Consider the following 25,373-nt stretch of genomic DNA (forward strand, 5'->3'; position numbering starts at 1 on the left):
AGAATTTATAAATTTTTTACAGGAGCTACGTATGTTACACGAATACACTGATCTCATAAATGAGTTGAAAAAAGTAGATGTTCATTTTGCCGCACTTTGCAAAAAGCATGACGAGCTAAATGAAAAAATAGACAGTAAAGCTGCACAAGCCTCTGAGCTTGATGCCTTGAAAAAAGAAAAATTAAAACTAAAAGACGAAATTTACGCCCAAATTTTAAAATACAAAGAGCAAAAATAAGCAAAATTCAAACTAATAGTGGAGCCAAATTTCGCTTAGCTTGCATTATTTTGAGCTTTTACTAGACTACAAATTTAAAAAGCCCAAATTTCTTTGGGCTTACAAATTTTATATAGCTTTTATCATCACTTTTGTTAGAAGTTCTGAAAATTTAGCTGGATTTTCTAGGCTCATACCCTCATTTAGCCTTGCCATATCAAGAAGCAAAGGCGCTATATCATAAACCATCGCCTCGTTTTTCTCAAGTTTTGCGAAAATTTCATGATCAGCATTTATCTCCAAGATCGGCTTAACTTTTGGAGCATTTGCGCCTTGTCCCATCTGTTTTAGCATCTCTTGCATAGCGTAATCAGGATCGTTTTTGTCATATATTAGCACCGCAGCCGAGCTTGAGAGCCTTGAGCTTAGTCTAACGTCTTTTACCTCGTCTTTTAATATCTCTTTCATCTTAACAAGTGTGTTTGCAACCTTGCTCTCATCGACCTTCTCGTCGTTTTTGATCTCGTCGTTGATATCAGCGTGCGAGACTGATTTTAGAGGTGTTTTGTCAAATTCATTGACCATTGGCATGACGATCGTGTCGATCTCTTCATCCATTATTAATACTTCGATGTCGTTTTTCTTAAAGCTCTCAAGAAGCGGCGAATTTCTTAGCATATTTTCGTTGTTGCCGCTGATGTAGTAGATCGACTTTTGATCCTCTTTCATCGCCTCTTTGTACTCTTTTAAACTGATAAGCCCGTCTCTTTTTGAGCTTTTAAACAGGCAAAGATCTAAAATTTGCTCTTTTTCAGCATTAAAGCCATAAAGTCCCTCTTTTAAAACCTTGCCAAATAGTTTGTAAAATTTTATGTATTTTTCGCGGTCGTTATCTTTTACTTTTACAAGCTCACTTAAAATTTTCTTCACACTTTGCTCTTTAACAGTTCGCATTATCGCATTTTCTTGCAAAATTTCGCGGCTAACATTTAGCGGCAGATCCTCAACATCGATCACGCCTTTGATAAATCTTAAATACGGTGGCAAAAGCTCTTTTGCATCGTCAGTTATAAAAACCCTCTTCACATAGAGCTTCACGCCACTTTGATAATCAACCCTAAAGAGATCAAACGGCTCAGTGCTTGGCACATAAAATAGCGTCGAATACTCGATCTTGCCCTCGGCCTTTGTGTGGATATAAAGTAGCGGGTCGCTGCTGTCGTGTGAAATTTGCTTATAAAAGTCGTTGTAGTCTTGCTCTTTGAGGCTTGATTTGCTTACTCTCCAAAGCGCATTTGCCTTGTTTATCTGCTCATTTTTGCTCTCGTATGTGCCTTCTTTTTCGCCTTCTTTTGGTGCGACGTAGCTCTCTTTATCCATAAATATAGGATAAGGGATGTGGTTTGAATACTTTTTGACTATCTCCTCTATGCGCCAAGAATTTGCAAATTCATCGTCGTTTAAATGCAGGATTATATCCGTGCCAAAGCCATCTTTGCTAGCCTCTTCGATCTCGTAGCTTTTTGCGTCAGATGTCCATTTATAGGCTTTCTCACCAAGCGCACGTTTGCTTATGACTTCGATCTTGCTTGCCACCATAAATGCTGAGTAAAAGCCCACACCAAACTGGCCAATGAGCGAGCTATCTTTCTTTGCATCGCCGCTTAAGCTTTGCATAAAGCCCTTTGTACCACTTCTTGCAATGGTGCCTAAATTTGCGATAAGCTCATCTTTATCCATGCCGATACCGTTGTCGCTGATAGTTAAAATTTTGGCTTTTTCATCGACCTTTATGTCGATCCTTGGAGTATAGCTTAAGCTTTTATACTTTTCATCTGTCAAGCATAGGTAGTTTAGCTTGTCAAGTGCGTCGTTTGAGTTTGATATGAGCTCTCTTAAAAATATCTCTTTATTTGAGTAAAGAGAGTGGATCATTAAATTTAAAAGGTCATTGACCTCGGTCTGAAATTCAAATTTATCTGCCATTTTCTTTTTCCTTGTTTTTAAATTTCTTTGGCAGATTATAGCACAAAGTGATAAAAAAATACTCTTAGCATTGATAGTAATGCTATCAAGTTTTTTTATAAAAATTTTTAGACATATATGATAATTTTTTTTAAATAAAAATAAAAATTTATATTTAATTTTTTTATTATTAAAAAAATACTAGTTTGTATAGTATTTATTTAAAAATAATGCAAATCTTTTTATAAAATGTTGCTAGCTTGCTTTACAAAAATAAGAGACAAATATCTATATAAATAGATATCAAAAGAAAAAAACAATAAATTTAAGCCCTTTGGTTAAAAATTCAAATGTTTTATCTATATTTTCTAATACAAGAGGTTGTAAATTTAAAAACTAAAACATAACAGCCCTGTGATGTTTTTAGTTTTAAGGGCACTTAAGTCAAAGCTATTTTAAAAATTTAATTCACCAATAATCACTATGCAAGAAATCTTTAGCGCCATGCTTTGCAAAATTTTTCATCACTCTAGATTTAATCGCAAAATATGACATAAAAGCTATTCTTCATCAAATTTAACAACAATAACAAATCAAAATAAATAAGCAAGCTAAAAACTAGTCAAAAAAAGATACATACGAAAGCAAAAATTAAAATAATAGCTAAAAAGCATCAAATTTAAAGAGGTAGCAGTATATAAACCACCTCTTCATAAAAGCGGTGGCTATAAATTTCAGTGGTTTAACAAATTTTGTTTATGAAATTTTCTTTTGTTTAGGGCGGAAAACTTTCATCACGTTTTCATCAGTCTCGATAAATGCACCCTCTATAAGATCGATGCAGTATGGCACCGCTGGAAATACCGGCTCCAAGCACTCTTTTATCGCCTTTGGCTGACCTGGTAAATTTATGATGAGCGCATGGCCTCTGATGCCTGCTGTTTGGCGTGATAGGATCGCTGTTGGGACGTATTGCAAGCTTGCAGCTCTCATTAGCTCGCCAAAGCCTGGCATCATCTTCTCACAAACTGCCTCAGTAGCCTCTGGAGTGACGTCTCTTACAGCTGGTCCAGTGCCTCCAGTTGTTAGCACAAGGTCGCATCCTAGCACGTCTATCATGTGCACGAGCCTCTCTTTTATGAGATCAAGCTCATCTGGGATCACCTCGTAAAAATACTCTCTCTCGCTTACTATCCAACCATCAAGTACCTCTTTGATCGCTGGGCCTGATTTGTCCTCGTATGTGCCCTCACTTGCGCGATCTGACATAGTCAGAATTCCTATTTTTGCTTTCATTTTTTCTCCTTTATTAGTAGTTTTCATTTAAAATTTTAGCAAGCGTCTCTTTATCTACACTTTCATAAGCAAGCAGATATGAGCTTATCCTTGCGATTTGCTCGTTTGTGCCCTTTAAAAATGACATTATCTCATCTTTTGCTTGTTTTAAAATTTCTTCCACGTCGTTTGGATTTGGCACGAAAGAATTTCCCATGCCATACTCATAAACCATCTTTGAAGCGATCTCTTTTGCTAAATTTAGATCGTTACTTGAGTTTGAAAAGATGTCGTTCTCATCTATCTCAAGCTTGCACATGCCAGAGATAAGCACCTTTATGCGTGAGAGCATCTGCGACTTTGACTCGATCTCTTGCTCAGTCGCCATAAAGCGGTCTTCTATGAGCGAAATTTTTTCAAATTTCACATCAAACCAGTATGCACTTAGCGCTTTTGCGCCTTGATAGATGGCTTGAATTTTCTTCTCGCTCTCGCTGTAGCTTAGCACCTTTTTCTTGCCGAGCAAGACCTTGTTTAAAACAGCCTCAAAGTCCCTCATCCTAAGCACGCTCTCGCCGTTTCTTAGGGCATTTATCGCAGCTTCATTTACAAGCGTGCTAAGTGCTGCACCAGAAAAGCCAACGCTCATCCTAGCGATATCTTCAGCTGGCACTTCGCAATTTTTATCTTTTAGATATGTGTTTAGGATCGCCACCCTGTCGTTATAGTCAGGCATTGATAAAAATATACGCCTATCAAAGCGACCCGATCTAAGTAGCGCCTCGTCGATCATCTCTATCCTGTTTGTCGCAGCTATGACGATGACGCCTGAATTATCTTCAAAGCCGTCCATCTCGGTTAGCAACTGATTAAGCGTGGCTTCTCGCTCGTCGTTTCTAGCCCCACCCCTGCTCTTGCCAACAGCGTCTATCTCGTCGATAAAGACGATTGAAGGTGCGTAAGATTTGGCTCTGCTAAATAGCTCTCTAACTCTTTTTGCGCCCATTCCGACATAAATTTGCACAAAGCTTGCACCATTTTGGTAAAAAAACGGCACATTTGCCTCGCCAGCGACTGCCTTTGCCACAAGCGTCTTACCAACGCCTGGAGGACCTATCATTAGCACGCCTTTTGGCATTTTGATACCAAAATTTCTATATTTTTGCGGATTTTTAAGAAAATCAACTATCTCGCTAAGCTCACTTTTGACCTCACTAATGCCTGCCACATCGCTAAATCTCACGTTTGAGATAACTGGCATCGCATTTTGGTTTAGCACGCTTTCTATCTCTAAAGCGCCATCTTTTTTGTTTAAAAGGCTCTCCTCTTTTTTCTTAATAGCCCTAAAAATATAGGAGTACCAAAGCACAAGGCAAACAAAGATGATGCTTCCCCAGACCATGCCAGGAGTGATATACTGCACGCTTCGCTCGACTGGGACCTTTTTGATGAGCTCTTTTATGTCTATGCCCTCTTTTATGATGGCAAAGCGATTATTTTGCGCATAGAGGATGACCTCGTCTTCGTCGATGACCGCTTTATCGATGAAATTTCCATCCATTAGTTGCATATATTGCGAGTAGGTGATGTTTCGTGGCTCTTTGCTCACAGCAAAAATTAGCGCTATTATCAGAGCCACAGCGGCTATTATCAGGATGTTTTTCTTGTTAAATTTAAATTTTTGCATAATTGGCATCTGGCTTAATTTCATATTCGCTTACCTCCAACCACTCTTTTGTTATGTCGTTTTGACTATAAATTTTAGCTTTGTTGTAAAACTGGTCAAAGCCCTCGTAAAAGTCGCCGTTTTTTTGCTCGACTAAAATTTTTAAAGTCCCGTTATGTTTTTTTCTAAAATTTTCATTATTTTGCAAAGCAATGCCTTGTAAAATTTTGAGCCTACTCTTTGCCACGTCGCCGCTAACGTCGCTTTTTAGCGTCGCTGAGTGCGTATCACGTCTAGGCGAATAGACAAAAGCGTGCAGATGCGTGATAGGAAATTTCTTGAAATTTTCCACCGCCTCTGCCCAAATTTCCTCGCTCTCACCTGGATGACCCACGATATAGTCAGTCCCCAAAGCAAAACCAAGAGAGCTTAGCTCATTAAAAAGCTCTAAGTCGCTAAATGCGTTGTTTCGCCTGCGCATGATCTTTAGCATCGCCTCGCTCGTGTGCTGAAGTGCGATGTGTAGATGGCGCTCCAGCCACTCCTCTTTTAAAATTTCCCTAAAGCTCTCATCTATCTGGCTTGGCTCGATACTGCCAAGTCTTATGCGTCTGATGCCTGAAATTTTGCCTAAATTTGCTAGCAGTTTGCCAAGAGAGCTATTTGTATCATTGCCGTAACTGCCTATGTTTGTGCCAGTTAAAACGAGCTCATTATAGCCATTTTGAGCTAAAATTCTAGCTTCTTTTAATATCATCGCCTCGTCCATACTCCTAGCTCTGCCACGCACTGATGGGATGATGCAGTAGCTGCAGTTAAAGTTGCAGCCCTCTTGTATCTTTATAAATGCCTTTGTATGATTTTCGTAGTTTGTGACGATGTTTTTATCGACTGAGTTTAAATTTCCAAGCTCAAAAAATGGCTTTTCTTGTTTTAAAAGCTCGTTTAGATCACTCTTTTTGCTAGCTCCCAGCACTCCGTAAATTCCGCTTGCAAACAGCTCCTTGCCCTTACTAACCGCCCCACATCCTGTTAGTATGACCTTTGCCCCGCGTCTTTTTACGCCGTTTATATAGTTTCTAACGCCACTATCAGCCGAGTTTGTCACGGTGCATGAGTTTATGACTACGATATCAGCGGCCTCTTCGTCGTTTGTGATCTCGTAGTCTTTGATGTAGCTCTTTAAAAGCTCGGTATCATAGATGTTTGTGCGGCATCCAAATGTCTTAAAAAATATCTTTTGCATTAGATATTTTCGCCCTCTTGCTCAGCGTGAGCTACATGATCGCTTGGCGTTTCTTTCTTGCCTATAAACATAGTTTGTGTTGGGTAAGCTATCTTTATATCATCGTGAGCCAAAAATGCCTCGATTATCTCAGCGCTTATTGTGCTTCTTAGAGCGAGCGTGGCGTATGAGTTGGACATATACCAGCATGAGATGTTGATACCATAAGGCTCAAAAAATGTGTAAATTCTTGGCTCTACATTTGGATTTTTGATGCTGTACTGGCTCCTTAGCTTATTCATCTGGCGTTTTGCGATGTCAGTGTAGCCTTTTGAATATTTTTTTACTATATTTTTTGCTAGATAGGCGGCCTTTTTGTGATTGCTATCAAAGCTTATCACGACATCTATACCGTCCCAAACGGTCTTCATACCGTAGTGCGAGTAGTTTGCGATGAGGTCTGTAAAGATGTAGTTATTTGGCACAAATATGATCCTGCCTGCACGGCGGTTTGTCTTATAGGTAGAGTAGCTAACGTCTTCAAAAACTGTTAGGCGAAGCAGTGAAATGTCTATCACATCGCCTACAAATTCGCTCCCATCGTGATAGACCCTTACGCGGTCTCCCACGTGGATCGTGCCACCAAACATGATAACCATCCAGCCAAGCATACTCATAAACATATCCTTCATCGCGATGGCGATACCAGCTGAGGCAAAACCTAGCACGGTGACTAGATATGTGACGTTTTCGATGTATGAAAAGAGCAGGATTATGATGATAACTGTGATGTTTAGCACGTTTAAAAATTTATTGACCGTGTAAAATCTCTCGTTATCTGTGATCGTTCTTTTAACGATAAATTTAGCGATAAATGTTAATCCGATCGTTAGAAGTATGACGATGGCTGTGTAGCCCATGCTCAAAAACTGAGCCTTGATGTCAGAGGTCGTCAAATTTATCGCTTCATCAGCCCTTTTTTCATAGACGCTATAAGTGGTATCAGCGATCTGTTTTGCTGCTTTGAAGTCGCCTATCTCTTGTTTTACAAGGTTTAGACTTGCTCTATTTTGCTCGCTATCATCTATCAAATTTAGTCTATTTAGCAAATTTTCTTTTGCTTCAAGCTTTTCAAGCAAGGTGTCAAGCTCTTTGATGTGCCTTTGGTACTCGATCTTGTCGCTTCTTATCTTTTTGATGTATGAAAAGCCAGATACTAGCGCAACTGGGCTATTTATCCTAGGCGGCGTCTCCATTTCTGGTGCTGCTAGCATATTTGAAAATGGCGTTTTCTCATACTCTTTTAGCAAATTTATCTGCTCTTTTAGAGTTTGACTTCTCTTTATGAGATCGCCACCTCTTTTTGAGCCTTTATCAAGCTTTTTAAGCTCATTTTCATTTTGCTCTAGCTCATCAAGAAGCTTTTGATAGGTATTGTAGTTGGCGTATCTTGTGATCCAGATGTTGTTTTTTAGGGAGTTATCTAGGTTTGAAATTTCTTTTATAAGCTCGCTATTTTGTAAATTTTGTGAGACATTTTGCTCAAGCGTAGCGTTTTCTTCAGCATAAAGCGCAAAGAAAAAAAGTAGAAAAACTAGGATCTTTTTCATTTAAATTCTCTCAAAGTTTCTAAAACGTCCTCTTTTTTGACGTCATTTTTGATGACCGCACTGCCGATTTTATCTGCGATGATGAAATTTATCTTATCACCTTTTGTCTTTTTATCCATAAAAAACGCCTCGTAAAATGCATATTCATTTTCTATTTTGTAGCTTACAGGCAGATCAAACTTCACTAAAACCTGCTTGATCTCTTCTGCCTGCGCCTCACTCATGAGACCTAGTCTAACGCTTAGGCGATTTGCCATATTCATACCTATCGCCACTGCTTCGCCGTGTAAAAATTCCTTGTAATTTGTCTCATTTTCGATGACATGAGCAAAGGTGTGACCGTAGTTTAGGATAGCTCTTAACCCCTTTTCTTTCTCATCTTGCTCGACCACTCTAGCCTTTAAATTTATAGACTTTTCAACCAGCTTAGCTAAGTTTTCATCGTCTAAATTTACGCTCTTTAGCCAGTCAAACATCTCTTTATCAAAAGTTATTGCCATTTTTAAAGCCTCAGCCACGCCAGCTGCAAATTCTCTCTTTGGCAATGTTTTTAAGAAATTTATCTCACAAAAAACTGCCTTTGGCTGATAAAATGAGCCTATTAAATTTTTACCAAATTTGTTATTTACGCCCGTTTTTCCGCCCACACTAGCATCGACTTGTGCTAGAAGCGTGGTTGGGATATTTATGAAGTTTATCCCTCTTTCATAAATGCTTGCCGCAAAGCCGGTCATATCGCTTATGACGCCACCACCAAGGGCTATGAGCGTAGATGCGCGGTCAAATTTACTAATAAAAAGCTGCTCTAAAATTTGCTCTATCGTTGTTAAATTTTTATACTCTTCGCCGTCTGGCACGCTTATGATAAATTTCTCATCGCACTTTAAAACGCTAAGTAGTTTTTCAAGGTGAAGCCCAGCTACTTTGGCATTTGTGACGATGCCAACCTTGCCTTTTAGCTCCAACTTCTCAAGCTCATTTATGTAAATTTTATAGCTTGAGCCCTTTTCCTTAAGTTTTAGATTTATCTGCATTTTCTACTCACTTATTGGCACAAAAAGCTGTGCGTTTTGGCTTAGTTTTTTATAAAGTCTATTTAAATTTGTCGATAAGAAGGCAAAAGCACTACCATTTGCCACACTCTTGCTAAACATCACAAAATGAAGCAGATCATTTGTGCCTTTTAGCTTCACTAGCGGGTTTTTGAGGCTGTGATTTTCTATCTTTATGCGCTTTGAAAAAAGCGTGCTAATGCTCTCAAAGTGCTCTTTTAGCGCCTCATCATCGCTGTGTTTGTTATCAAAATAGTAAAATTTCATCTCCAAATCAAGCTGCGCGCAGCAGTCTGTGATGACAGCTGATTGATTTTCGACCTCTTGGCTTTGATCGCCAAGTATCACACCCTCTTTTACCTTTGAGAGCAAAATTTTACCCGTTTTTAGCACTGGGATTTTAAGCTCATAAAATAGCTTTTTAAATTTAAAAAAGTATCTATCATCGCTTATGATAAGCCCGATGTCGTGTTTTAAAACGTCATCTTTTATCGATTTATTGTCGCTATTAAAATAATCCATCAAAACAAGGATATTTTTCTCTTTTATCGCCTTTAGTGTCTCTAAATTTTCGCCTAAAGTTGGGTTTATCACCCTAAAGATAAGGCGTTTGTTATTTAGCTTTGAATGCACATATAGGCTATCCTCGATGAGTTTGCTAACGCGCTCTTTGCTCATCGACTTCATATCGATTAAAGTGTAGATGTTGCTACCAAATGGGCTTGGGAACTGCCCGCTCTCGCGTTTTATTGAGCGATAGACGTTTTGAAGCACGTTTGGATCGCCAACGATCAGCAAGATGTCGCTTGGCTGTATCATCAAATTTGGCTTTGGCAAGATGATCTCATTGCCCCTATAAATGAGCGCTATACGCCACTTTTTCTGCGCTACTGAGCTGATATGGCGATACATATATGAGCTGCCAATAGGCACCTTAACCTCCATGATCTCGCCCTCGCTAAAGCCGATATTATCAGCATATACAGGCATGTCTGGCAGATAGTCCATAAGCCTTGAAGCCGCGATATCTCTGATATCAACCACGCTTAGATGCTTATCGCTCGCGAAAGTCTCCTTGCACTTTTCATCTAGCTCCCACGAGTTCATGAAAATGGTCTCTGTCTTTGTGCTGATCTGTCTTAAATTTTCATAAATGACAACCGCCTCTTTTTCATTGTCGCTCACGATACAAAACTGGCTAAAATAGCCGTCGCTTATGCTCTTTAGCTTTGATAGGCTCGTTGAGTCAAACTGATAAAATGTGAAATTTTCATAATTTGCCTTTTGGCTAAGGTCTTCGCTCGAAACGACGATATAGTGGTGTAAATTTGATTTTGCTCCAAGAAGTCTATCTAAAAAATTTCTTGCAAAAGCTCCATCTGCGATTATTAAAATTTTCTTCATTAATTCTCCGTATTTTAAAGCCACATTATAACAAAAGGTCTTTAAAATAAGCTATTTTTGGCTGTAAATTTAAGCTTTCACAGCCAAAAAATTTAAGAAAATTTTAGTAGATTATTTCAGAGATTAAAGTATCGATAGCTAAATTTGCAGCCTTATTTATCGTCTCAAAAATGGTGCTTGAGCTTGGATCTGGGCAGAAAATTTCTTTTGTGATCATGCCTGATTTTAGCGAGGTGTTTGCATTAAATAGCTCATAAGCTAGCGAAACTTCGGCCTTATCGCCTCTTATTTGAAGTGAGATGATGCTAACTTTTAGCCTAAGATCCTTTGCATTTGGCGAAAATATCGGCTTTGCAGCGCAGTTTGAGTATAGTCCTTTTACGAGCGATTTATAGATCATCTCGCTTGGTTCAGAGACAAATTTAGCGTCTGTCAAATACCTTATCTTGTTGTTTTCAGCAACGATCAAAATTTTTCTAGTATCAACCATATCAAGGGCGCTCACGTTTTCTATGAAGACATTTTTTAGCTCTTTCTGCTTGTTTTCAGCCGAGCACTCCTTGTTTGAGTAGTGTATCTCATACATCGTGGCTTGTGGTACGTCGGTCTTTAGCGAGCAGCCAAAAAATAAAAATGCAGCCGCTAGAAAGATTAAATTTCTCATTTTTTGTCCTTTTTATCTATATTTGGCACTGGATTTGTGAAGAAGAACTCGTAAGGATTGTCCTCAAGCCTTTGAAGCGCACCCCTAAACTCACGAAGCGTCTTGTCAAATCCATTTAAAAAATCGCTAGCCTCTCTAAGCAGCGGAGAGACCGTGTTTCTAAGGTCATACTCGCCGTTTTTTACCTTTTTAGTGACGATATCTTGAAGCGAGCTATATCCAGTGACAGCCAAATTTACTGATTTAAAGACTGAATTTGCACTGGCGATTAGTGTGTTTAAATTTTTAGCAAGCTCTTTTGTGTCGGTTTTGTTTAAACTATCGGTGAAATTTTTTACATTTTTAACGATGCTATCAACCTCGCTTAAACCATTTTCATCGGTTAAAACCTGTGTAAATTTATCGATATTTCTTAGGATTGACTCGATGTGAGATATATTTTCAGCCGAGAAAAAGCCATCAACCTTATCAAGGGTTTGATTTATCTTTAAAGTGATGTTTTCTGCGTTGTTTCCGAGCTTTGAAAAAAGGCTCTCTTCAAGCTTTAAAATAGGCTTATCGCCTGGTTTAAAATCCTTTGTGCCTCGGCTTATATTGATACTAGCCACGCCACTAATAGCCTGAACTTCGATGCTTGCCACGCTATCAGCCTTGATAGGCAGATCCTCTCTTATCTTCATCGTGATGTTTATAAGAGCGTTTTTATCATCGACAAAATTTATATCACTGACGCTTCCTGCTGGCACGCCGATAAATTTAACCGTAGAATCCACCTTTAATCCGCTTGGCAGCTCGCTTGTGTGGATGTAATACTCCTTAAAATCAACTTTTGTGTTATTTTTGCTAGTCATCCACCAGATAAATATCGCAAATGCTGTAAGGCAGGCTATGAAAAACATGCCAACAATGGTGTAAGAATTTCTATTTTCCATCTATTTTTTCCTCATTTTAAATAGCTCTTCAAGCGGGTTATTTTCAAGATGCTCAAGCTCTTTTATATCTCCCTCAAAGGCTATTTTTTTGTTATCTATTATCAAAAATCTATCCAAAATATCAAAAATACTATCAGCATCATGAGTCACCATAACAACTGTTACGCCGATGCTATCACGAAGCTCTTTTATGAGCGCGTCCATCTGGCGCGAGCTAACAGGATCAAGACCACTATTTGGCTCGTCCAAAAATAGCACCCTAGGACTTAGCACCAAGGCTCTTGCAAGCGCAGCACGCTTTTTCATACCGCCACTTAGCTCGCTTGGATAAAGCATAGAAACTTCTTTTTTAAGCCCAACTTTTTGTATCCAAAACATCGCTATCTCATCGATCTGACGCTTGTTAAATTTAGAGTACTCATGCAGTAAAACGCCCACATTATCAAGTATCGTCATCGAGCTATAAAGCGCTCCAAACTGAAACATCGTCCCACTTTTTAGCTTTATCTCTTGCTGCTCTTTGGGGCTACTTTTCCACATATTGACGCCGTCAAACGTTATATCGCCCTTGCTTGGCTTTTTTAGATATATCATCGTCTTCATAAGCGTCGTTTTACCAGTGCCACTGCCACCTAAAAAGCCGTAAATTTCAGCCTCTTTGACGCTCCAGCTCACATTATCGTGCATTATCTTATCGCCATAACTTGTAGTTATATTTTTTCCAACTATTATCTCGTTCATATCTTTAGCCACATAAAAATTATCGCAAAAAATGCATCAAGCGCGATGACCCAAAATATCGCATTTACAACGCTAACGGTTGTCATCGCTCCAAGGCTTTGGGCGTTTTGGCTAACACCAAACCCCCTCATGCAGCCAATGATCGCTATTACAGCACCAAAAAACGGAGCCTTTATCATGCCAACAGCAAAGTGCCTAAGCTCGACCATCTCGCGAAATCTATTGAGATAGTCGCTAAAGCTGATATCAAGTATCGTTTGACAAATGATCATCTGCCCTAAAATGCTTATGCCGTCAGCTATAAAGATGATGACAGGCACGCAAAGCACCATGGCGATGATGCGCGGCAGCACCAAGAAGTTAAAGGGCTCAAAGCCCATCGTCTTCATCGCGTCTATCTCCTCAGTTAGCTTCATAGCACCAATTTGTGCAGTAAAGCTGGAGGCCGACCTGCCTGCCACGACGATAGCAGCGATGAGCGGTGCCACCTCTCTAAGCGTTAGCATGCCCATGATCTCTACTATAAATATACTTGCCCCAAAGCTTGCAAGCATCGCACTACCAAGATATGCAAGCACGACGCCTATCAAAAAAGCGGTGAGCGAGACGATGAAAACGGCATTTACGCCACCATCTTTTATGTAGTTGCTAAATTCTCTAAACCTTAAATTTGCAGGATTAAGGAAAATTTTGACGCTTTTTATCAAAAACTCACCCAAAAACGAGCCAAACTCAACTAAATTTACAAAACCTTCACAAATTTTCTCTCCCAAGCGTGAGAAAAAATTTAGGCTATTGTGCGGTGGCATATATCTAAAGTCGATCTTCTCGTCATTTAGCAGTTCGCTCATCGCCTTTATCTTCTCATCACTTGTAACGATCTCAAATTTCTTGCCATTTAGCGTGTTTTTTAAAAGGATCAAAACAGCGTAATCAATGCTCTTTAGCTCGCTAAAGTCAAATTTAACATTGCCGTTAAGCTTTTGGATTTTTTTAAAAATGCTTTGTAAATTTTTTGCGTCTTTATAGCTAAACTCACCTGCAAATTTTATGGTCGCAGTGCCGTTTGCTTCGGTAAAAACGATGTCATTTCTCTTTTGCAAAAAGTTCCTTTGCCTTAAAATTTCTGGATTATATTATAAATTTTGTTAAAATAAAAAATCAAAAATTTTAAGGACTTGGATGAAATTTGAAGTTATAAAAAAAGATGGTAACGCAAGGCGCGGCGTCCTAACAACCGCTCACAGCGTGATACAAACGCCAGTTTTCATGCCAGTTGGCACTGTTGGCGCAGTTAAAAGCCTAGACGCCTTTGATATGAGTGAAATTTTAGACGCAAAGATAATTTTAGCAAACACCTACCACATGTATCTGCGCCCTGGTAGCAAGGTCGTGCGTGAGTTTGGCGGACTTCATGGATTTTCTAAATTTGATCGCTCGTTTTTAACTGATAGCGGCGGATTTCAGGCATTTTCGCTTAGGTCAAACACCAAAAACGACGATGGCGGGATAAAATTTAAAAGCCACATCGACGGCAGCACGCACTACTTCACGCCAAGATCCGTCCTTGACACGCAGTATGAGCTTGGCAGCGACATCATGATGATACTTGATGATTTGGTTGCCTTGCCAGCTGAGCCAAAAAGGATAGATCTCAGCATAAAACGAACGATAAAATGGGCAAAAGAGGCGATTGATTATCACAAATTTATGCAAAGCAAGGGCGTTGGCTTGCAGCAAAATATCTTTGGTATCGTTCAAGGCGGCACCGACTATGAGGCACGTAAATTTTGCGCCGAGGCACTAACTGAAATGCCATTTGACGGCCTTGCCATCGGCGGTCTTAGTGTTGGCGAGAGCAACGAGGCGATGTATGACACTGTTGAGGCGGTTATGCCATTTATGGATGAGCTTAGACCTCGCTATCTAATGGGCGTTGGCACGCCTGAAGACTTGGTCGAAAACGTGGAGCGAGGGGTCGATATGTTTGACTGCGTGATGCCAACAAGAAATGCAAGAAACGGCACGCTTTTTACTAGCTTTGGCAAGATAAATATAAAATCAGCCAAATTTATAAACGACCACGCACCGATCGATCCAGCCTGCCAGTGCTACACCTGCAAGCGCTACTCAAGAGGCTATCTAAACCACCTTTTTAAGGCTAGAGAGCTCACGTTTTTTAGACTAGCAAGCCTTCATAACCTACACTACTATCTAAATTTGATGAAAGAGATGAGAGAGGCGATAGAGGCTGGCGAATTTGCTAAATTTAAGCGAAATTTCTACGCAAAAAGGAGCACATATGAGCTATAAAAACGCACTTAGCGGATATTTTTATGGAGATGAGTTTGACTACATAACACTCATCTCATTATCGCAAAAGCAAGTTTTTAAATTTTTATTTAAAGATGGCAAAATTTACAAAGAAGATCTTGAGCATGAATGCGACAAAAGCACATTTGAAGCAGCTATTAAGGGGATTTGTAACGAATATGCAAATAAAATTTTAGAGCATCAAGACGAGCTAAATGAATATGAGAAAATTTATGCTAGTCAGAGAAATCTTGAGAAATTTATAAAAAGGCACCACTTTTTAAAGTATGAGATCAGAAAATTTCAAAATAGCATCTCACACTTTTACGAAGCACTTGCGATCTGTCAAAGCGAACAACAAGGGCTTAAAAAAGAGCTTAAAAATAGCATCCACGAAGCAAGCGTCTTTAAAACCATAGCCAACGAATACGCCTATAGGGTCGATGACATCTACTTATTTATACAAAGTGACAAAAACGACAAGATAAATAGAAATATCTACCTTTTGACGCTGCTTTCGGTGCTATTTTTACCACTAAATTTTATCACTGGCTTTTTTGGCATGAATACAAACGGCATGTTTTTAAACTCATTTAAAGATGGCACGTTGATAGTCTTTGCCTTTATAGCGATGCTTTGCGTGCTATTTTTTATATTTTATTACAGATCAAATAAGGATATTAGTTAAATTTATTTATGCTTGGCAAGTTGATCCAACCTACCAAGTAAATTTGAAGTTATTTTTTCTTAATGATGATCTTCTCGCCATCGCTATCAATGGTGATCTCATCGCCACTTTCAAGCTCATCTTTTAAGATCATATCAGCGATCTTGTCTTCAACTAGCTCATAAAGTGCTCTTCTTAGCGGTCTTGCACCATAGACTATGTCAAAGCCAGCTTTTGCAATAAATTTCTTAGCCTCTTCGCTTAAAACTGCCTTGATACCGCGGTTGTGAAGAGTTTTTTCAAGCTCTTTAAACATGATCTCTACGATAGATATCAAGCCTTGCTCATTTAGAGGATTAAAGATGATGGTATCATCAAGCCTATTTAAAAACTCAGGTTTAAAGTAGTTTTTAAGCTCGTTTTTAACAGCTACATCGCGGTCTTCGCCCTTTAGCTCCATTATGAAATTTGAAGCGATGTTTGAAGTTAAAATGATGATAGTATTTTTAAAATCAACCGTTACGCCCTTGTTATCAGTCGCGCGTCCATCATCAAGTATGCCAAGAAGTATGTTAAATACGTCCTTGTGAGCCTTTTCAACCTCGTCAAAAAGTATGACTGAGTATGGTCTTCTGCGAACTGCCTCTGTTAGCTGACCGCCCTCATCGTAGCCTACATATCCTGGAGGCGCACCAAGTAGCCTGCTCACGCTGTGTTTTTCCATATATTCGCTCATATCAAAGCGGATAAGCGCCTTCTCATCGTCAAACAAGAATTTAGCCAAAGCCTTAGCAGACTGAGTTTTGCCAACGCCTGTTGGTCCAAGAAATAAAAACGAACCAATCGGCCTTTGACCTTCATTTAGTCCAGCTTTGTTTCTCTTAACAGCACGTGCAAGTGCGTGTAGTGCGTCATCTTGACCGACAACACTCTCTCTTAGATGCTCTTCGATGCGCAGATATTTCTCTTTTTCGCTTGTTAACATCTTTTTAACTGAAATTCCAGTCCATTTGCTCAAAATTTCAGCCACAAGCTCTTCATCGACTTGATTTTTAAGAAGTACGCCCTCTTTTTTCATGTACTCCCATTTTTCTTCAAGCTCGTGTTTGTGCTTTTTGGCGTCTGCTATCTTGCCGTATTCTATCTCGGCAGCCTTTTGAAGATCGCCATTTCTTTTTGCTATCTCAGCTTGTGATTTTAAGCTATCGATCTCTTTTGTTGCTTTTGAAATTCCGCCAAAAACGGCCTTTTCGTTTTCAAATTTAGTATCAAGCGCTAGCTTTTTCTCATTTAGATCAGCTATCTCTTTTTCGATCTCGCCAAGTCTTTCTTTGTTTTTATCCGCATCCTCCATCTTTAGAGCTTCTTTTTCTACTTGAAGCGTTACGACCTCGCGTTTTATCTTTGAAAGCTCGTATGGTTCGCTCTCTATTTGCATCTTAAGCTCAGCTGCTGCCTCGTCAATAAGGTCGATCGCTTTATCCGGCAAAAAGCGGTTTGCGATGTAGCGGTCGCTTAGCCTTGCTGCGGCAACTAGCGCGCTATCAGTTATGGTGATGCCGTGATGAACTTCAAGACGCTCTTTTATACCACGTAAAATTTGAAGTGCCTCATTTACGCTTGGCTCTTTGACGTCTATTGGTTGAAAACGTCTTTGAAGCGCTGCATCTTTTTCAAAGTATTTTCTATACTCTTTTAATGTTGTCGCACCAACAGCGTGAAGCTCGCCACGCGCAAGAGCTGGTTTTAGGATATTTGCAGCATCCATTCCACCCTCGCTCGCACCAGCTCCAACGATGGTGTGAATTTCATCTATAAAAAGTATGATATTGCCAGCTTTTTTGACCTCGTCGATGACGGCTTTTAACCTATCTTCAAACTCGCCTCTATACTTTGCTCCAGCTACAACTGCGCTCATATCAAGCGCGATGACACGCTTGTTTGCAAGGCTTGTTGGCACATCGCGAGCCACTATCTTTTGAGCTAGCCCCTCAACGATAGCTGTTTTACCAACGCCTGGCTCACCAAGCAAGATAGGGTTATTTTTGCTCTTTCTTATTAAAATTTGCATCATTCTAGTGATCTCTTCATCACGTCCGATGACTGGATCAAGCTCTTTATTTAGGGCTTTTTGTGTTAGATCGATACCAAATTTCTCTAAGCTATCAAGAGTATCATCGCCAGTTTGGCTATCTATCTTTTTACCACCTCTTATGCTCTCAAGATTCTTTTTGATCTCTAAGATGTCGCAAAATTTGCTTAAAATTTGTTTGATCTCACTAAGCTCAAGAGCCGAGATGATCCAAGTATCAACAGCTATGTAGCTATCGCCCATGCTTACCATTAAAGCTTTTGCATTTTCAAGCGAATTTATAAGCTCTCTTGAAACTGAAACGTTATCTTTTGTGACGTTTGAGCTGCTTGGGAGTGACGAGATCTTGCTTTTTATCTCAAGCTCGACTGCGTCTTTGCTTATATTCATCTTATTAAATACTTGATTTAAAATAGAATTGCTATCAGCGAGCAAAGCCCAAAAGACGTGAAGTGGCACAACTTGTGGATTTTTAGAAAAGATCGCTAAGCTAACGCCTTTTTCAAGTGTCTCTTGCATCTGCGCTGTTAAATTTTCTGTTATGTCAGCCATTAAAGCTCCTTAAGTTATTTTATAATGACGGCATTATATAACTTTAGTCTTATATTGTCAAGTATTTTTATAGCATTTGTCACTCTTTTTATATAATTGCTAAAATTTGCTGTTATAAATTTGTGTTAAAAATAGACAAAAGCTAAAAATATAAGGTTAAATTTATGCTTTTTTTAGCCAAATGTTAATAAAATTGAGCCAAAAAATATAGGAGATATTTTGAATAAATTTACTAGATCTTTTGCGCTAAAAATAACAGGCGCCATACTCATCTCAAGCGTAGCAGTAAATGCACTTTTTGCTAAAACTGAAGATGAGGCGAGTGCGAAACTTGAAGCACTTTCAAAACTTACAAAAACCATCTCAACTGTTGAAAAATACTACGTTGATGACATTAAATTTAAAGAGATAATCGACAAAGCCATCGCTGGTTTGATGCAAAATTTAGATGCTCACTCGAGCTTTTTAAATGAAAAAGCATATAAAGATATGCAGGTGCAAACAAGCGGAGAATTTGGCGGACTTGGCATAACAGTTGGCATGAAAGATAGCGCACTAACCGTTATCTCGCCTATCGAGGACACTCCAGCTGATAAAGCAGGCATAAAAGCAGGCGATATTATACTAAGAATCGATGGCAACTCGACTATCGGCACAACGATAGATGAAGCCGTAAATAAAATGCGCGGTAAACCAAAAACCCCGATAACAATTACTATTTTGAGAAAAGGCGAGCAAAAGCCATTTGACGTAAAGATCATAAGAGATCTTATAAAAGTTGAGTCTGTCTATGCAAAAATGATAGAAAATGAAAACATCCTTTATATACGCGTCACAAATTTCGACAAAAACGTCGTCACAAAGGTCAAAGATGCTATCAAAGAGCATCCAAAAGCAAATGGCATCATACTTGATCTTAGAAACAACCCTGGCGGTCTTTTAAATCAAGCTGTCGATCTAGTGGATCTTTTCGTAGATAACGGCATCATCGTATCTCAAAAGGGTCGTGATGCATCTGAAAATGTAGAGTATAAAGCAAGCGCTAGCAAAACTCTCTCAAAACTCCCGCTAGTTGTCCTTGTAAATGGCGGAAGCGCAAGTGCTAGCGAGATCGTCAGTGGCTCACTGCAAGATCATAAGCGTGCGGTGATAATTGGCGAAAACACATTTGGCAAAGGCAGCGTTCAGGTGATCTTACCAATAGACGACACTGAAGCGCTAAGACTAACCATTGCAAGATACTACTTGCCAAGCGGCAGAACTATCCAAGCAGTTGGCGTCACGCCTGATGTAGTCGTGCATCCTGGCAAAGTGCCACAAAGCGATGATAGTGCATTTAACATCAAAGAGAGCGAACTAAAAGCACATCTAAAGAGCGAACTAAACAAGATAAATCCAACAAGTGAAGGCAATAAAACTGAAGCAAAAGATGATAAAAACATAATCACACAGAAAAAAGTTGATGAGGATATTCAGTTAAAAACAGCGATTGATACGATCAAAATTTTAAAGATAAAACAACAATAATTTAAAGGAGAACAACATGCAAAAAAGAGAGCTTATCTACGAGGGAAAAGGCAAGAAAATGTACGCCACAGACGATCCAAATCTACTTGTGGCTGAATTTAAAGACGATTTAACAGCATTTGACGCTCAAAAAAGAGGCAACGAAGCTGGCAAAGGCGCACTAAATAACAAAATCTCTACTCAGCTTTTTAAACTGCTAGAGAGCAAAGGTATCGTGACTGACCTAGTTGAAACGATCAGCGACACCGAGCAAGTGGTCAAAAAATGCGAGATCATACCTCTTGAAGTTGTTGTGAGAAATATCGCAACTGGCTCACTTAGCAAAAGGCTTGGCATAAAAGAAGGCACAGTTCTACCTTTTACACTTGTTGAGTTCTACTACAAAAACGACGATTTGCACGATCCACTAGTTACTGACGAGCACTGCATCATCATGGGTCTAGTAAAAAGCGAAAAAGATCTTCAAACTCTAAGACACACAGCAAGAGAGATCAACTCTATCTTATTTAAATTCTTTGCAGAGAGAAATTTAAAACTAGTTGATTTCAAAGTTGAATTTGGTATCGACAAAGATGGCAACATCATCTTAGCTGACGAGATAAGCCCTGATAGCTGCAGATTTTGGGATGCAACAACAAATGAAAAACTTGATAAAGATAGATTTAGACAAGACCTTGGTAGCGTAAAAGTAGCTTACGAAGAAGTTTTAAGAAGAATTCTTTCTTAAGGACAAAGATGAAAGCTGTCGTAAATATAGCATTAAGAAGTGGGGTCTTAGACCCTGCTGGTAAGGCAGTGGAGCACGCGCTAAATTCGCTTGGATTTAGCGGTGTTTCAAATGTCAGGATAGGCAAACAAATCGTTTTAGACATCGACGAGAGCGATAAAAACAAAGCAAAAGAGCAGCTAAAAGTGATGTGTGAAGAGCTTCTAGCAAACACCGTCATCGAAGACTACGAGATCGTGCTATGAAAGTAGCGATCATACTTTTTCCCGGCACAAACTGCGAAGAAGACACAGCTCACGCTTTTAAACTACTTGGCTGCCAAACGCAGATCATCTGGCACAAAGAAGATAAGATCGATGCTGATCTAGTCGTTTTGCCTGGTGGTTTTAGCTACGGCGACTACTTAAGAACGGCTGCGATAGCTAAATTTAGCCCAGCTATGCAGGCTGTAAAAGAGCATGCGAAAAAAGGTGGCTACATATTAGGAATTTGCAATGGCTTTCAGATGCTTCTAGAGCTTGGACTTTTAAAAGGTGCGATGAGAAGAAATGAAAATTTAAATTTCGTCTCAAAATATCACCATCTAAAAGTGATCTCAAATAACAATAAATTCCTAGCAAATTTAGCCAAAAACGAAGTAGTAAATATCCCTATCGCTCACGGCGAGGGCAACTACTATACCGACGAAGATACACTAAAAAGCCTATATGATAACGAGCAAGTCCTGCTAAAGTACTGTGACAGCCACGGCAATGAGATAAATCCAAATGGCTCAGTTGATAGCATAGCTGGGATTTGCGATGAGAGTAAGAGGATTTTTGGTCTTATGCCTCACCCAGAGCGTGCTTGCGAGAAAATTTTAGGCACAGATGATGGCATGAAGATGTTAAAAGGGCTAGTTTGGTAAAACGAACACTTTTTATCGCCCTACTCGCGCTAAATTTATTTGCTGCAAACACTGATGAAGTCAGCGTTTTTGACATGATGGATGAGGCAAGAGAGGATAAATTTGTAAATAGCCAAGCATCAAAGCCACAAACAAAGACTCCAAGCGAAGAAGATATATCAAGAAAACTCGTCTCTCCACGCTCTATAGCCCCACAGCCAGAGCGTATCACTCCAGAGCAGATGCGAAATATCGTCCCGACAAACGAACCAGATATCAGCATCCCTGATAATCAAGTCTATGACAAGATCAAGATAAAAGACCTCCTTTTAAAAGCGACAAATATCCCTAAAAATGTCGTAGTAGGAGAAATTTTTAGCGTTGAGATCGTGGCTGATACGCAAAGTGACCTTGAGTTTGAGTTTGAGACACAGCTTGATGAGACAAATATCAAATGGTTAAATAAGAAGAATTTTCAATGGGTAAAAGGCGATGAGAACAAATATATCGGCACTTTCTACCTTGAAGCAACGAGCATTGACGCAAAGACTTTACGAGTTAGCTTGGATCTAAAAAGAAATGGTGAGAACTATCAAAACTCAAACATAAATATCTTTTTACCAAAGCTAAAAGAGCTTAGAAGTGACGAAAACTACAACCACATCGTCGCTGATAACCTTGAGGTAAAGAAATTTAAAACGACTAAATTTGATGATATAAACAACATCATGGTCGTTGAAATTTATGGCAACAATGTCGATCTAAGCGCCTTTAATATCGAAAATAAAACGATCCTAAAGCAAGGCGTAGATACGATAAATGGCGACTTTAACTCACAAAGTGCATATTATTTTGCAGTATTTAAGCCAAACAAAAAGACACTTGACTTTAACTACTACAACCTAAAAAAAGCTAAATTTGAGAGCTTTTCACTGCCTGTGAGCGTCGAAGAGGACGAGGTTAGCACGCAAATCGGTCTAAATCCAAAGCAAAGCGAATTTAGCACTTACAAAGATATCACGATCTACTCTTTGGTCGCTATCTTTATCTTGCTAGCGATCTGGCGAAGAAAGCTAAGCTACTTCTTTGTGGCAGCTGTTTTTATCGCACTAGGGATTTACACTTACAATCCTTTTGGCAAAGCAGTGCTTAAGCCAGATGTGAGTGTCACTATCTTGCCGACTAAAAATTCAACCGTTTTTTATACATCTCGTAAAAACGAAAATGTTGAAATTTTAGACACAAAAGATGACTACTCAAAAATTTTATTCGCAGATGGCAAAATCGGCTGGGTAAGAAAGGGTGATCTTGTCAAAAATTAGAGCTTTTTTCTTTTCTATTGAATTTGTGATAAGCGTTGTTATCGTCGTATTTTTTATGTGGCTCTTTAACTCTAAAAATAGAGCCATAAGAAAATTTTGGGGCAGATCGCAGAGATTTTTTGGCGGATATAAGCTAGAAGTTATCGGTAAATTTAGCGACGAAGCAAATATCTTGCTGATAAATCACCAAAGTATGCTTGATATCATCGTGCTTGAAGAGATTCATCCTAAAAACATCTGCTGGATCGCAAAGGCGCAGATAGGCAAGATCCCAATCATAGGTAAAATTTTGAGCCTCCCAAAGATGATAGCGGTCGAGCGAGAAAATAAGCACTCGCTAATAAAACTTTTAAGCGAAGCAAAAGACAGAGTAGAAAACGGCCGTGTTTTAGCGATATTTCCAGAAGGCACAAGGTCTCAAACTAAAGAGCTCTTGCCATTTAAAGGTGGCGCAAAGCTGCTAGTTGAAAAGCTAAATTTAAAGGTTCAACCTATCGTAATCGTCGGAAGCGATGCGATGAAAGTAAAAGAATTTAGCTTTAAAAAAGCTGACATCAAGCTCTTTTGTCTTGATCTAGTCGATACTTCAAAACAAAACTGGCTAGAGGCGACTAGAGAGAGCATGCAAAAAGTCCTAGACGAAAATAGAAAATAAATTTAGTTTTGTAAATTTACTATTAAAATTTCATATTTCTAAAGCAAATCACTGTAAAGGTTTAAAGTCATAAGGCTACAAAGCAGATGTTAGTGTGATATTACCTTGCAAGTTTAGGCAAATCATATTAGTAAAATTTTACTCGCCAGCGATTTGTTTGATATCTTTTATAAGTTTTTGTATATCAAAGCATGTGTCCAAATTTACTATATCTTACTAATACATTACCCATATTAGTTCAGCCATTTTGTTATGAGCATTAATTTTTTTTCATATACAAAAATTTGTTTTTACAATAAAAATTCAACCATTTAAACTAGAACTCTTACCGGCTACTTTTTATTAGCAGTGGGCTTTTATTTATCCATAAATATGGTTTATGATTTCAGTGAAATAAAAAAATAGAAAATTTAAATTTAAATTATAGAAGTATGACAACTATTTGGCGGAGAGCTCCGCCAAATTTAGTTTTTCTTAAAAAATCTCAATATCTTTGCTTGAAATTTAAACTGCTCTGAAAGCTCCATTATCGGATAAGCTCCAGCATATTTTTTGCCGCCAGGCAGGTCTTTGCTAACGCCGCCTCGTGCCGCGATCTGAGCGAAGTCTCCGACGCTTACGTGACCAGCTGAACCGCTTTGTCCGCCCATGACGACGTTTCTGCCTAGCACTGTTGAGCCAGCAAGTCCAGTTTGTGAGACGATGAGGCAGCCATTTCCAAGCTCGCAGTTGTGGCCTATTTGAACGAGATTGTCTATCTTTGTGTAGTTTGCGATCATCGTGCTTTCAAAAACGCCACGATCTATCGTCGTGCAAGCGCCGATCTCGACAAAATCACCCAAAACAACGTTGCCATTGTGATAAATTTTCACATGCTCGCCAGTTTTTGTATGCGCATAGCCAAAGCCGTCGCTGCCTATAACGCAGTTTGCTAGCAGGTGGCACTCATTGCCGATGACGCAGTCATTATAGATGACGACGTTTGGATGGATGATGCAGTTTTTACCGATAGTTACGTTATCGCCCAAAAACGCCCCAGCCATCACTATCGTATTTTCGCCCACGCTCACGTTTGAGCCTATATAGACATTTGGCATTATAGTGGCGCTCTGGGCGATATTTGATGGTTTTGGCTCGCAAAAAAGCGGCTTAGCGTAAATTTTACTAAGGATGGCAAATGCAAGGTGCGGGTTGTCGCACACAAGCACTACCATGCCAGCTGGTACTAAGTCTAAAAGCGATTTTGTCACCAAGATAGCTCCAGCGTTTGAAGTGCTTATAAATTTAGCATTTTTCTCGCCATCGCAGTATGTTAGCTCAGCTTTATTTGCATTTTTTAAAGAATTTAGAGCAAAAATTTCAAGATCTTCTCCACTAAAAGTAGCATCTACTTTTAAGGCTATTTCGCTTAGTTTCATCATATATCCATTATCACAGATCCGCCGCGCACGACATCAACTGGGTTAAATTTCTTTATCGATTTTAAAAAGCTCTCTACTCTGCTCGCATCGTCAGCCACCATGACGACGATGTAGTTTTCGTTTGTATTTGTGACGATGCCATTATATGTCTTTAGTATCGCCTCAAGGCCCGCAAAATTTTCACCAAGCGGGATTTTCACAAGAGCCATCTCTTTTTCGACAAATTCGCCACTTTCTATGACTTTGTATGTTGGGATTAGCTTGTGAAGCTGTTTTACGATCTGCTCTAAAACCCTCTCATCGCCGCTTGTGACTATGCTTAGTCTTGAGAAGTTGCTCTCAGGTATCGGAGCGACTGTGAGCGTGTCGATGTTGTAGCCCCTGCCCGCAAAAAGCCCAGAAATTCTAGCCAAAACGCCATGTTCATTTAAAACTATAACCGAAATCGTTCTTCTGATAC

The 25,373-nt window shown here is 39.3% G+C and carries 23 protein-coding genes; 9 read left to right on the forward strand and 14 right to left on the reverse strand.

The window, feature by feature from the left end:
• Positions 1–31: 31 nt before the first annotated feature.
• Entirely contained in the window at positions 32–238 is a 207-nt protein-coding gene (locus CVT08_RS05250; protein WP_002942218.1) for a DUF465 domain-containing protein, read from the forward strand.
• 108 nt (positions 239–346) lie between these two features.
• On the opposite strand, the gene htpG is transcribed toward CVT08_RS05250, so the two are convergent.
• The 11 genes from htpG to CVT08_RS05305 form a co-directional block, all read right to left on the reverse strand.
• Positions 347–2,203 (reverse strand): molecular chaperone HtpG, encoded by a 1,857-nt coding sequence (htpG, locus tag CVT08_RS05255; RefSeq protein ID WP_107856233.1) that lies wholly within the window; start codon positions 2,201–2,203, stop codon positions 347–349.
• Between the two features lie 735 nt (positions 2,204–2,938).
• Positions 2,939–3,478, reverse strand: coding sequence for a molybdopterin adenylyltransferase (mog, locus tag CVT08_RS05260; RefSeq protein WP_002940911.1), 540 nt, complete (start codon positions 3,476–3,478; stop codon positions 2,939–2,941).
• A 13-nt stretch (positions 3,479–3,491) separates the two neighbouring features.
• Positions 3,492–5,144 carry an ATP-dependent metallopeptidase FtsH/Yme1/Tma family protein gene (locus CVT08_RS05265; protein WP_107856249.1) on the reverse strand — a complete coding sequence of 551 codons (1,653 nt, stop codon included), beginning with the start codon at positions 5,142–5,144 and terminating at the stop codon, positions 3,492–3,494.
• Entirely contained in the window at positions 5,131–6,369 is a 1,239-nt protein-coding gene (mtaB, locus tag CVT08_RS05270; protein WP_107856234.1) for a tRNA (N(6)-L-threonylcarbamoyladenosine(37)-C(2))-methylthiotransferase MtaB, read from the reverse strand. Before mtaB ends, CVT08_RS05265 begins: the two co-directional genes overlap by 14 nt.
• The gene (locus CVT08_RS05275) at positions 6,369–7,958 is read right to left on the reverse strand and encodes a mechanosensitive ion channel domain-containing protein (protein ID WP_107856235.1); all 1,590 of its coding nucleotides are present in this window, start codon (positions 7,956–7,958) and stop codon (positions 6,369–6,371) included. The genes mtaB and CVT08_RS05275 overlap by 1 nt, the downstream gene beginning before the upstream one ends.
• Positions 7,955–8,992 (reverse strand): 3-dehydroquinate synthase, encoded by a 1,038-nt coding sequence (aroB, locus tag CVT08_RS05280; RefSeq protein WP_107856236.1) that lies wholly within the window; start codon positions 8,990–8,992, stop codon positions 7,955–7,957. The genes CVT08_RS05275 and aroB overlap by 4 nt, the downstream gene beginning before the upstream one ends.
• Positions 8,993–8,995: 3 nt before the next feature.
• A complete protein-coding gene (locus CVT08_RS05285) occupies positions 8,996–10,414 on the reverse strand; it encodes a COG3400 family protein (protein WP_107856237.1) in 1,419 nt (472 codons plus the stop codon).
• Between the two features lie 103 nt (positions 10,415–10,517).
• On the reverse strand, positions 10,518–11,078 hold the full coding sequence (locus CVT08_RS05290) for an ABC-type transport auxiliary lipoprotein family protein (RefSeq protein ID WP_103571328.1): 561 nt from the start codon (positions 11,076–11,078) through the stop codon (positions 10,518–10,520).
• Entirely contained in the window at positions 11,075–12,010 is a 936-nt protein-coding gene (locus CVT08_RS05295; protein ID WP_107856238.1) for an MlaD family protein, read from the reverse strand. The genes CVT08_RS05290 and CVT08_RS05295 overlap by 4 nt, the downstream gene beginning before the upstream one ends.
• On the reverse strand, positions 12,011–12,751 hold the full coding sequence (locus tag CVT08_RS05300; RefSeq protein ID WP_107856239.1) for an ABC transporter ATP-binding protein: 741 nt from the start codon (positions 12,749–12,751) through the stop codon (positions 12,011–12,013). It abuts the gene before it with no gap.
• Positions 12,748–13,854 carry an MlaE family ABC transporter permease gene (locus tag CVT08_RS05305; RefSeq protein ID WP_107856240.1) on the reverse strand — a complete coding sequence of 369 codons (1,107 nt, stop codon included), beginning with the start codon at positions 13,852–13,854 and terminating at the stop codon, positions 12,748–12,750. Before CVT08_RS05305 ends, CVT08_RS05300 begins: the two co-directional genes overlap by 4 nt.
• Before the next feature lie 79 nt (positions 13,855–13,933).
• On the opposite strand from CVT08_RS05305, the gene tgt reads away from it, so the two are divergent.
• Both tgt and CVT08_RS05315 read left to right on the forward strand, forming a co-directional pair.
• On the forward strand, positions 13,934–15,064 hold the full coding sequence (tgt, locus tag CVT08_RS05310) for a tRNA guanosine(34) transglycosylase Tgt (protein WP_107856241.1): 1,131 nt from the start codon (positions 13,934–13,936) through the stop codon (positions 15,062–15,064).
• Positions 15,054–15,752 (forward strand): CorA family divalent cation transporter, encoded by a 699-nt coding sequence (locus CVT08_RS05315; protein ID WP_107856242.1) that lies wholly within the window; start codon positions 15,054–15,056, stop codon positions 15,750–15,752. The genes tgt and CVT08_RS05315 overlap by 11 nt, the downstream gene beginning before the upstream one ends.
• A 49-nt stretch (positions 15,753–15,801) precedes the next feature.
• Here the strand turns inward: CVT08_RS05315 and CVT08_RS05320 are convergent, their stop codons facing one another.
• Entirely contained in the window at positions 15,802–18,375 is a 2,574-nt protein-coding gene (locus CVT08_RS05320) for an ATP-dependent Clp protease ATP-binding subunit (RefSeq protein ID WP_107856243.1), read from the reverse strand.
• A gap of 252 nt (positions 18,376–18,627) precedes the next feature.
• Between CVT08_RS05320 and CVT08_RS05325 the strand changes: the two genes are divergently transcribed.
• The 6 genes from CVT08_RS05325 to CVT08_RS05350 are packed head-to-tail and all read left to right on the forward strand — an operon-like array spanning position 18,628 to position 23,492.
• Complete coding sequence (locus CVT08_RS05325) at positions 18,628–19,902, forward strand: S41 family peptidase (RefSeq protein WP_230855968.1); 1,275 nt, start codon at positions 18,628–18,630, stop codon at positions 19,900–19,902.
• 16 nt (positions 19,903–19,918) lie between these two features.
• Positions 19,919–20,629, forward strand: coding sequence for a phosphoribosylaminoimidazolesuccinocarboxamide synthase (gene purC, locus CVT08_RS05330; protein ID WP_009293856.1), 711 nt, complete (start codon positions 19,919–19,921; stop codon positions 20,627–20,629).
• 8 nt (positions 20,630–20,637) lie between these two features.
• Entirely contained in the window at positions 20,638–20,874 is a 237-nt protein-coding gene (gene purS / locus CVT08_RS05335; RefSeq protein WP_009293857.1) for a phosphoribosylformylglycinamidine synthase subunit PurS, read from the forward strand.
• The gene (gene purQ, locus CVT08_RS05340) at positions 20,871–21,536 is read left to right on the forward strand and encodes a phosphoribosylformylglycinamidine synthase I (protein ID WP_012001682.1); all 666 of its coding nucleotides are present in this window, start codon (positions 20,871–20,873) and stop codon (positions 21,534–21,536) included. Before purS ends, purQ begins: the two co-directional genes overlap by 4 nt.
• Complete coding sequence (locus CVT08_RS05345; protein ID WP_107856245.1) at positions 21,530–22,837, forward strand: SH3 domain-containing protein; 1,308 nt, start codon at positions 21,530–21,532, stop codon at positions 22,835–22,837. Before purQ ends, CVT08_RS05345 begins: the two co-directional genes overlap by 7 nt.
• Positions 22,824–23,492, forward strand: coding sequence for a lysophospholipid acyltransferase family protein (locus tag CVT08_RS05350; protein ID WP_009293860.1), 669 nt, complete (start codon positions 22,824–22,826; stop codon positions 23,490–23,492). The genes CVT08_RS05345 and CVT08_RS05350 overlap by 14 nt, the downstream gene beginning before the upstream one ends.
• Before the next feature lie 464 nt (positions 23,493–23,956).
• Here the strand turns inward: CVT08_RS05350 and lpxD are convergent, their stop codons facing one another.
• Together lpxD and ilvN are read right to left on the reverse strand one after the other, a co-directional pair.
• Positions 23,957–24,910: a UDP-3-O-(3-hydroxymyristoyl)glucosamine N-acyltransferase gene (lpxD, locus tag CVT08_RS05355; protein WP_107856246.1), complete on the reverse strand. Its 954-nt coding sequence runs from the start codon at positions 24,908–24,910 to the stop codon at positions 23,957–23,959.
• Complete coding sequence (gene ilvN, locus CVT08_RS05360; protein ID WP_223227413.1) at positions 24,910–25,371, reverse strand: acetolactate synthase small subunit; 462 nt, start codon at positions 25,369–25,371, stop codon at positions 24,910–24,912. Before ilvN ends, lpxD begins: the two co-directional genes overlap by 1 nt.
• Between the last annotated feature and the right edge of the window lie 2 nt (positions 25,372–25,373).

The sequence above is a fragment of the Campylobacter concisus genome (assembly GCF_003048835.2).
Lineage (GTDB): Bacteria > Campylobacterota > Campylobacteria > Campylobacterales > Campylobacteraceae > Campylobacter_A > Campylobacter_A concisus_D.

Coding starts and splice junctions, on each gene's coding strand:
- purQ (WP_012001682.1), top strand. CDS start 20,871: ATGAAAGTAGCGATCATACTTTTTCCCGGCACAAACTGCGAAGAAGAC.
- lpxD (WP_107856246.1), bottom strand. CDS start 24,910: ATGAAACTAAGCGAAATAGCCTTAAAAGTAGATGCTACTTTTAGTGGA.
- CVT08_RS05285 (WP_107856237.1), bottom strand. CDS start 10,414: ATGAAGAAAATTTTAATAATCGCAGATGGAGCTTTTGCAAGAAATTTT.
- CVT08_RS05320 (WP_107856243.1), bottom strand. CDS start 18,375: ATGGCTGACATAACAGAAAATTTAACAGCGCAGATGCAAGAGACACTT.
- CVT08_RS05250 (WP_002942218.1), top strand. CDS start 32: ATGTTACACGAATACACTGATCTCATAAATGAGTTGAAAAAAGTAGAT.
- CVT08_RS05275 (WP_107856235.1), bottom strand. CDS start 7,958: ATGAAAAAGATCCTAGTTTTTCTACTTTTTTTCTTTGCGCTTTATGCT.
- purS (WP_009293857.1), top strand. CDS start 20,638: ATGAAAGCTGTCGTAAATATAGCATTAAGAAGTGGGGTCTTAGACCCT.
- CVT08_RS05315 (WP_107856242.1), top strand. CDS start 15,054: ATGAGCTATAAAAACGCACTTAGCGGATATTTTTATGGAGATGAGTTT.
- CVT08_RS05265 (WP_107856249.1), bottom strand. CDS start 5,144: ATGCAAAAATTTAAATTTAACAAGAAAAACATCCTGATAATAGCCGCT.
- CVT08_RS05300 (WP_107856239.1), bottom strand. CDS start 12,751: ATGAACGAGATAATAGTTGGAAAAAATATAACTACAAGTTATGGCGAT.
- mog (WP_002940911.1), bottom strand. CDS start 3,478: ATGAAAGCAAAAATAGGAATTCTGACTATGTCAGATCGCGCAAGTGAG.
- purC (WP_009293856.1), top strand. CDS start 19,919: ATGCAAAAAAGAGAGCTTATCTACGAGGGAAAAGGCAAGAAAATGTAC.
- htpG (WP_107856233.1), bottom strand. CDS start 2,203: ATGGCAGATAAATTTGAATTTCAGACCGAGGTCAATGACCTTTTAAAT.
- mtaB (WP_107856234.1), bottom strand. CDS start 6,369: ATGCAAAAGATATTTTTTAAGACATTTGGATGCCGCACAAACATCTAT.
- tgt (WP_107856241.1), top strand. CDS start 13,934: ATGAAATTTGAAGTTATAAAAAAAGATGGTAACGCAAGGCGCGGCGTC.
- CVT08_RS05290 (WP_103571328.1), bottom strand. CDS start 11,078: ATGAGAAATTTAATCTTTCTAGCGGCTGCATTTTTATTTTTTGGCTGC.
- aroB (WP_107856236.1), bottom strand. CDS start 8,992: ATGCAGATAAATCTAAAACTTAAGGAAAAGGGCTCAAGCTATAAAATT.
- CVT08_RS05295 (WP_107856238.1), bottom strand. CDS start 12,010: ATGGAAAATAGAAATTCTTACACCATTGTTGGCATGTTTTTCATAGCC.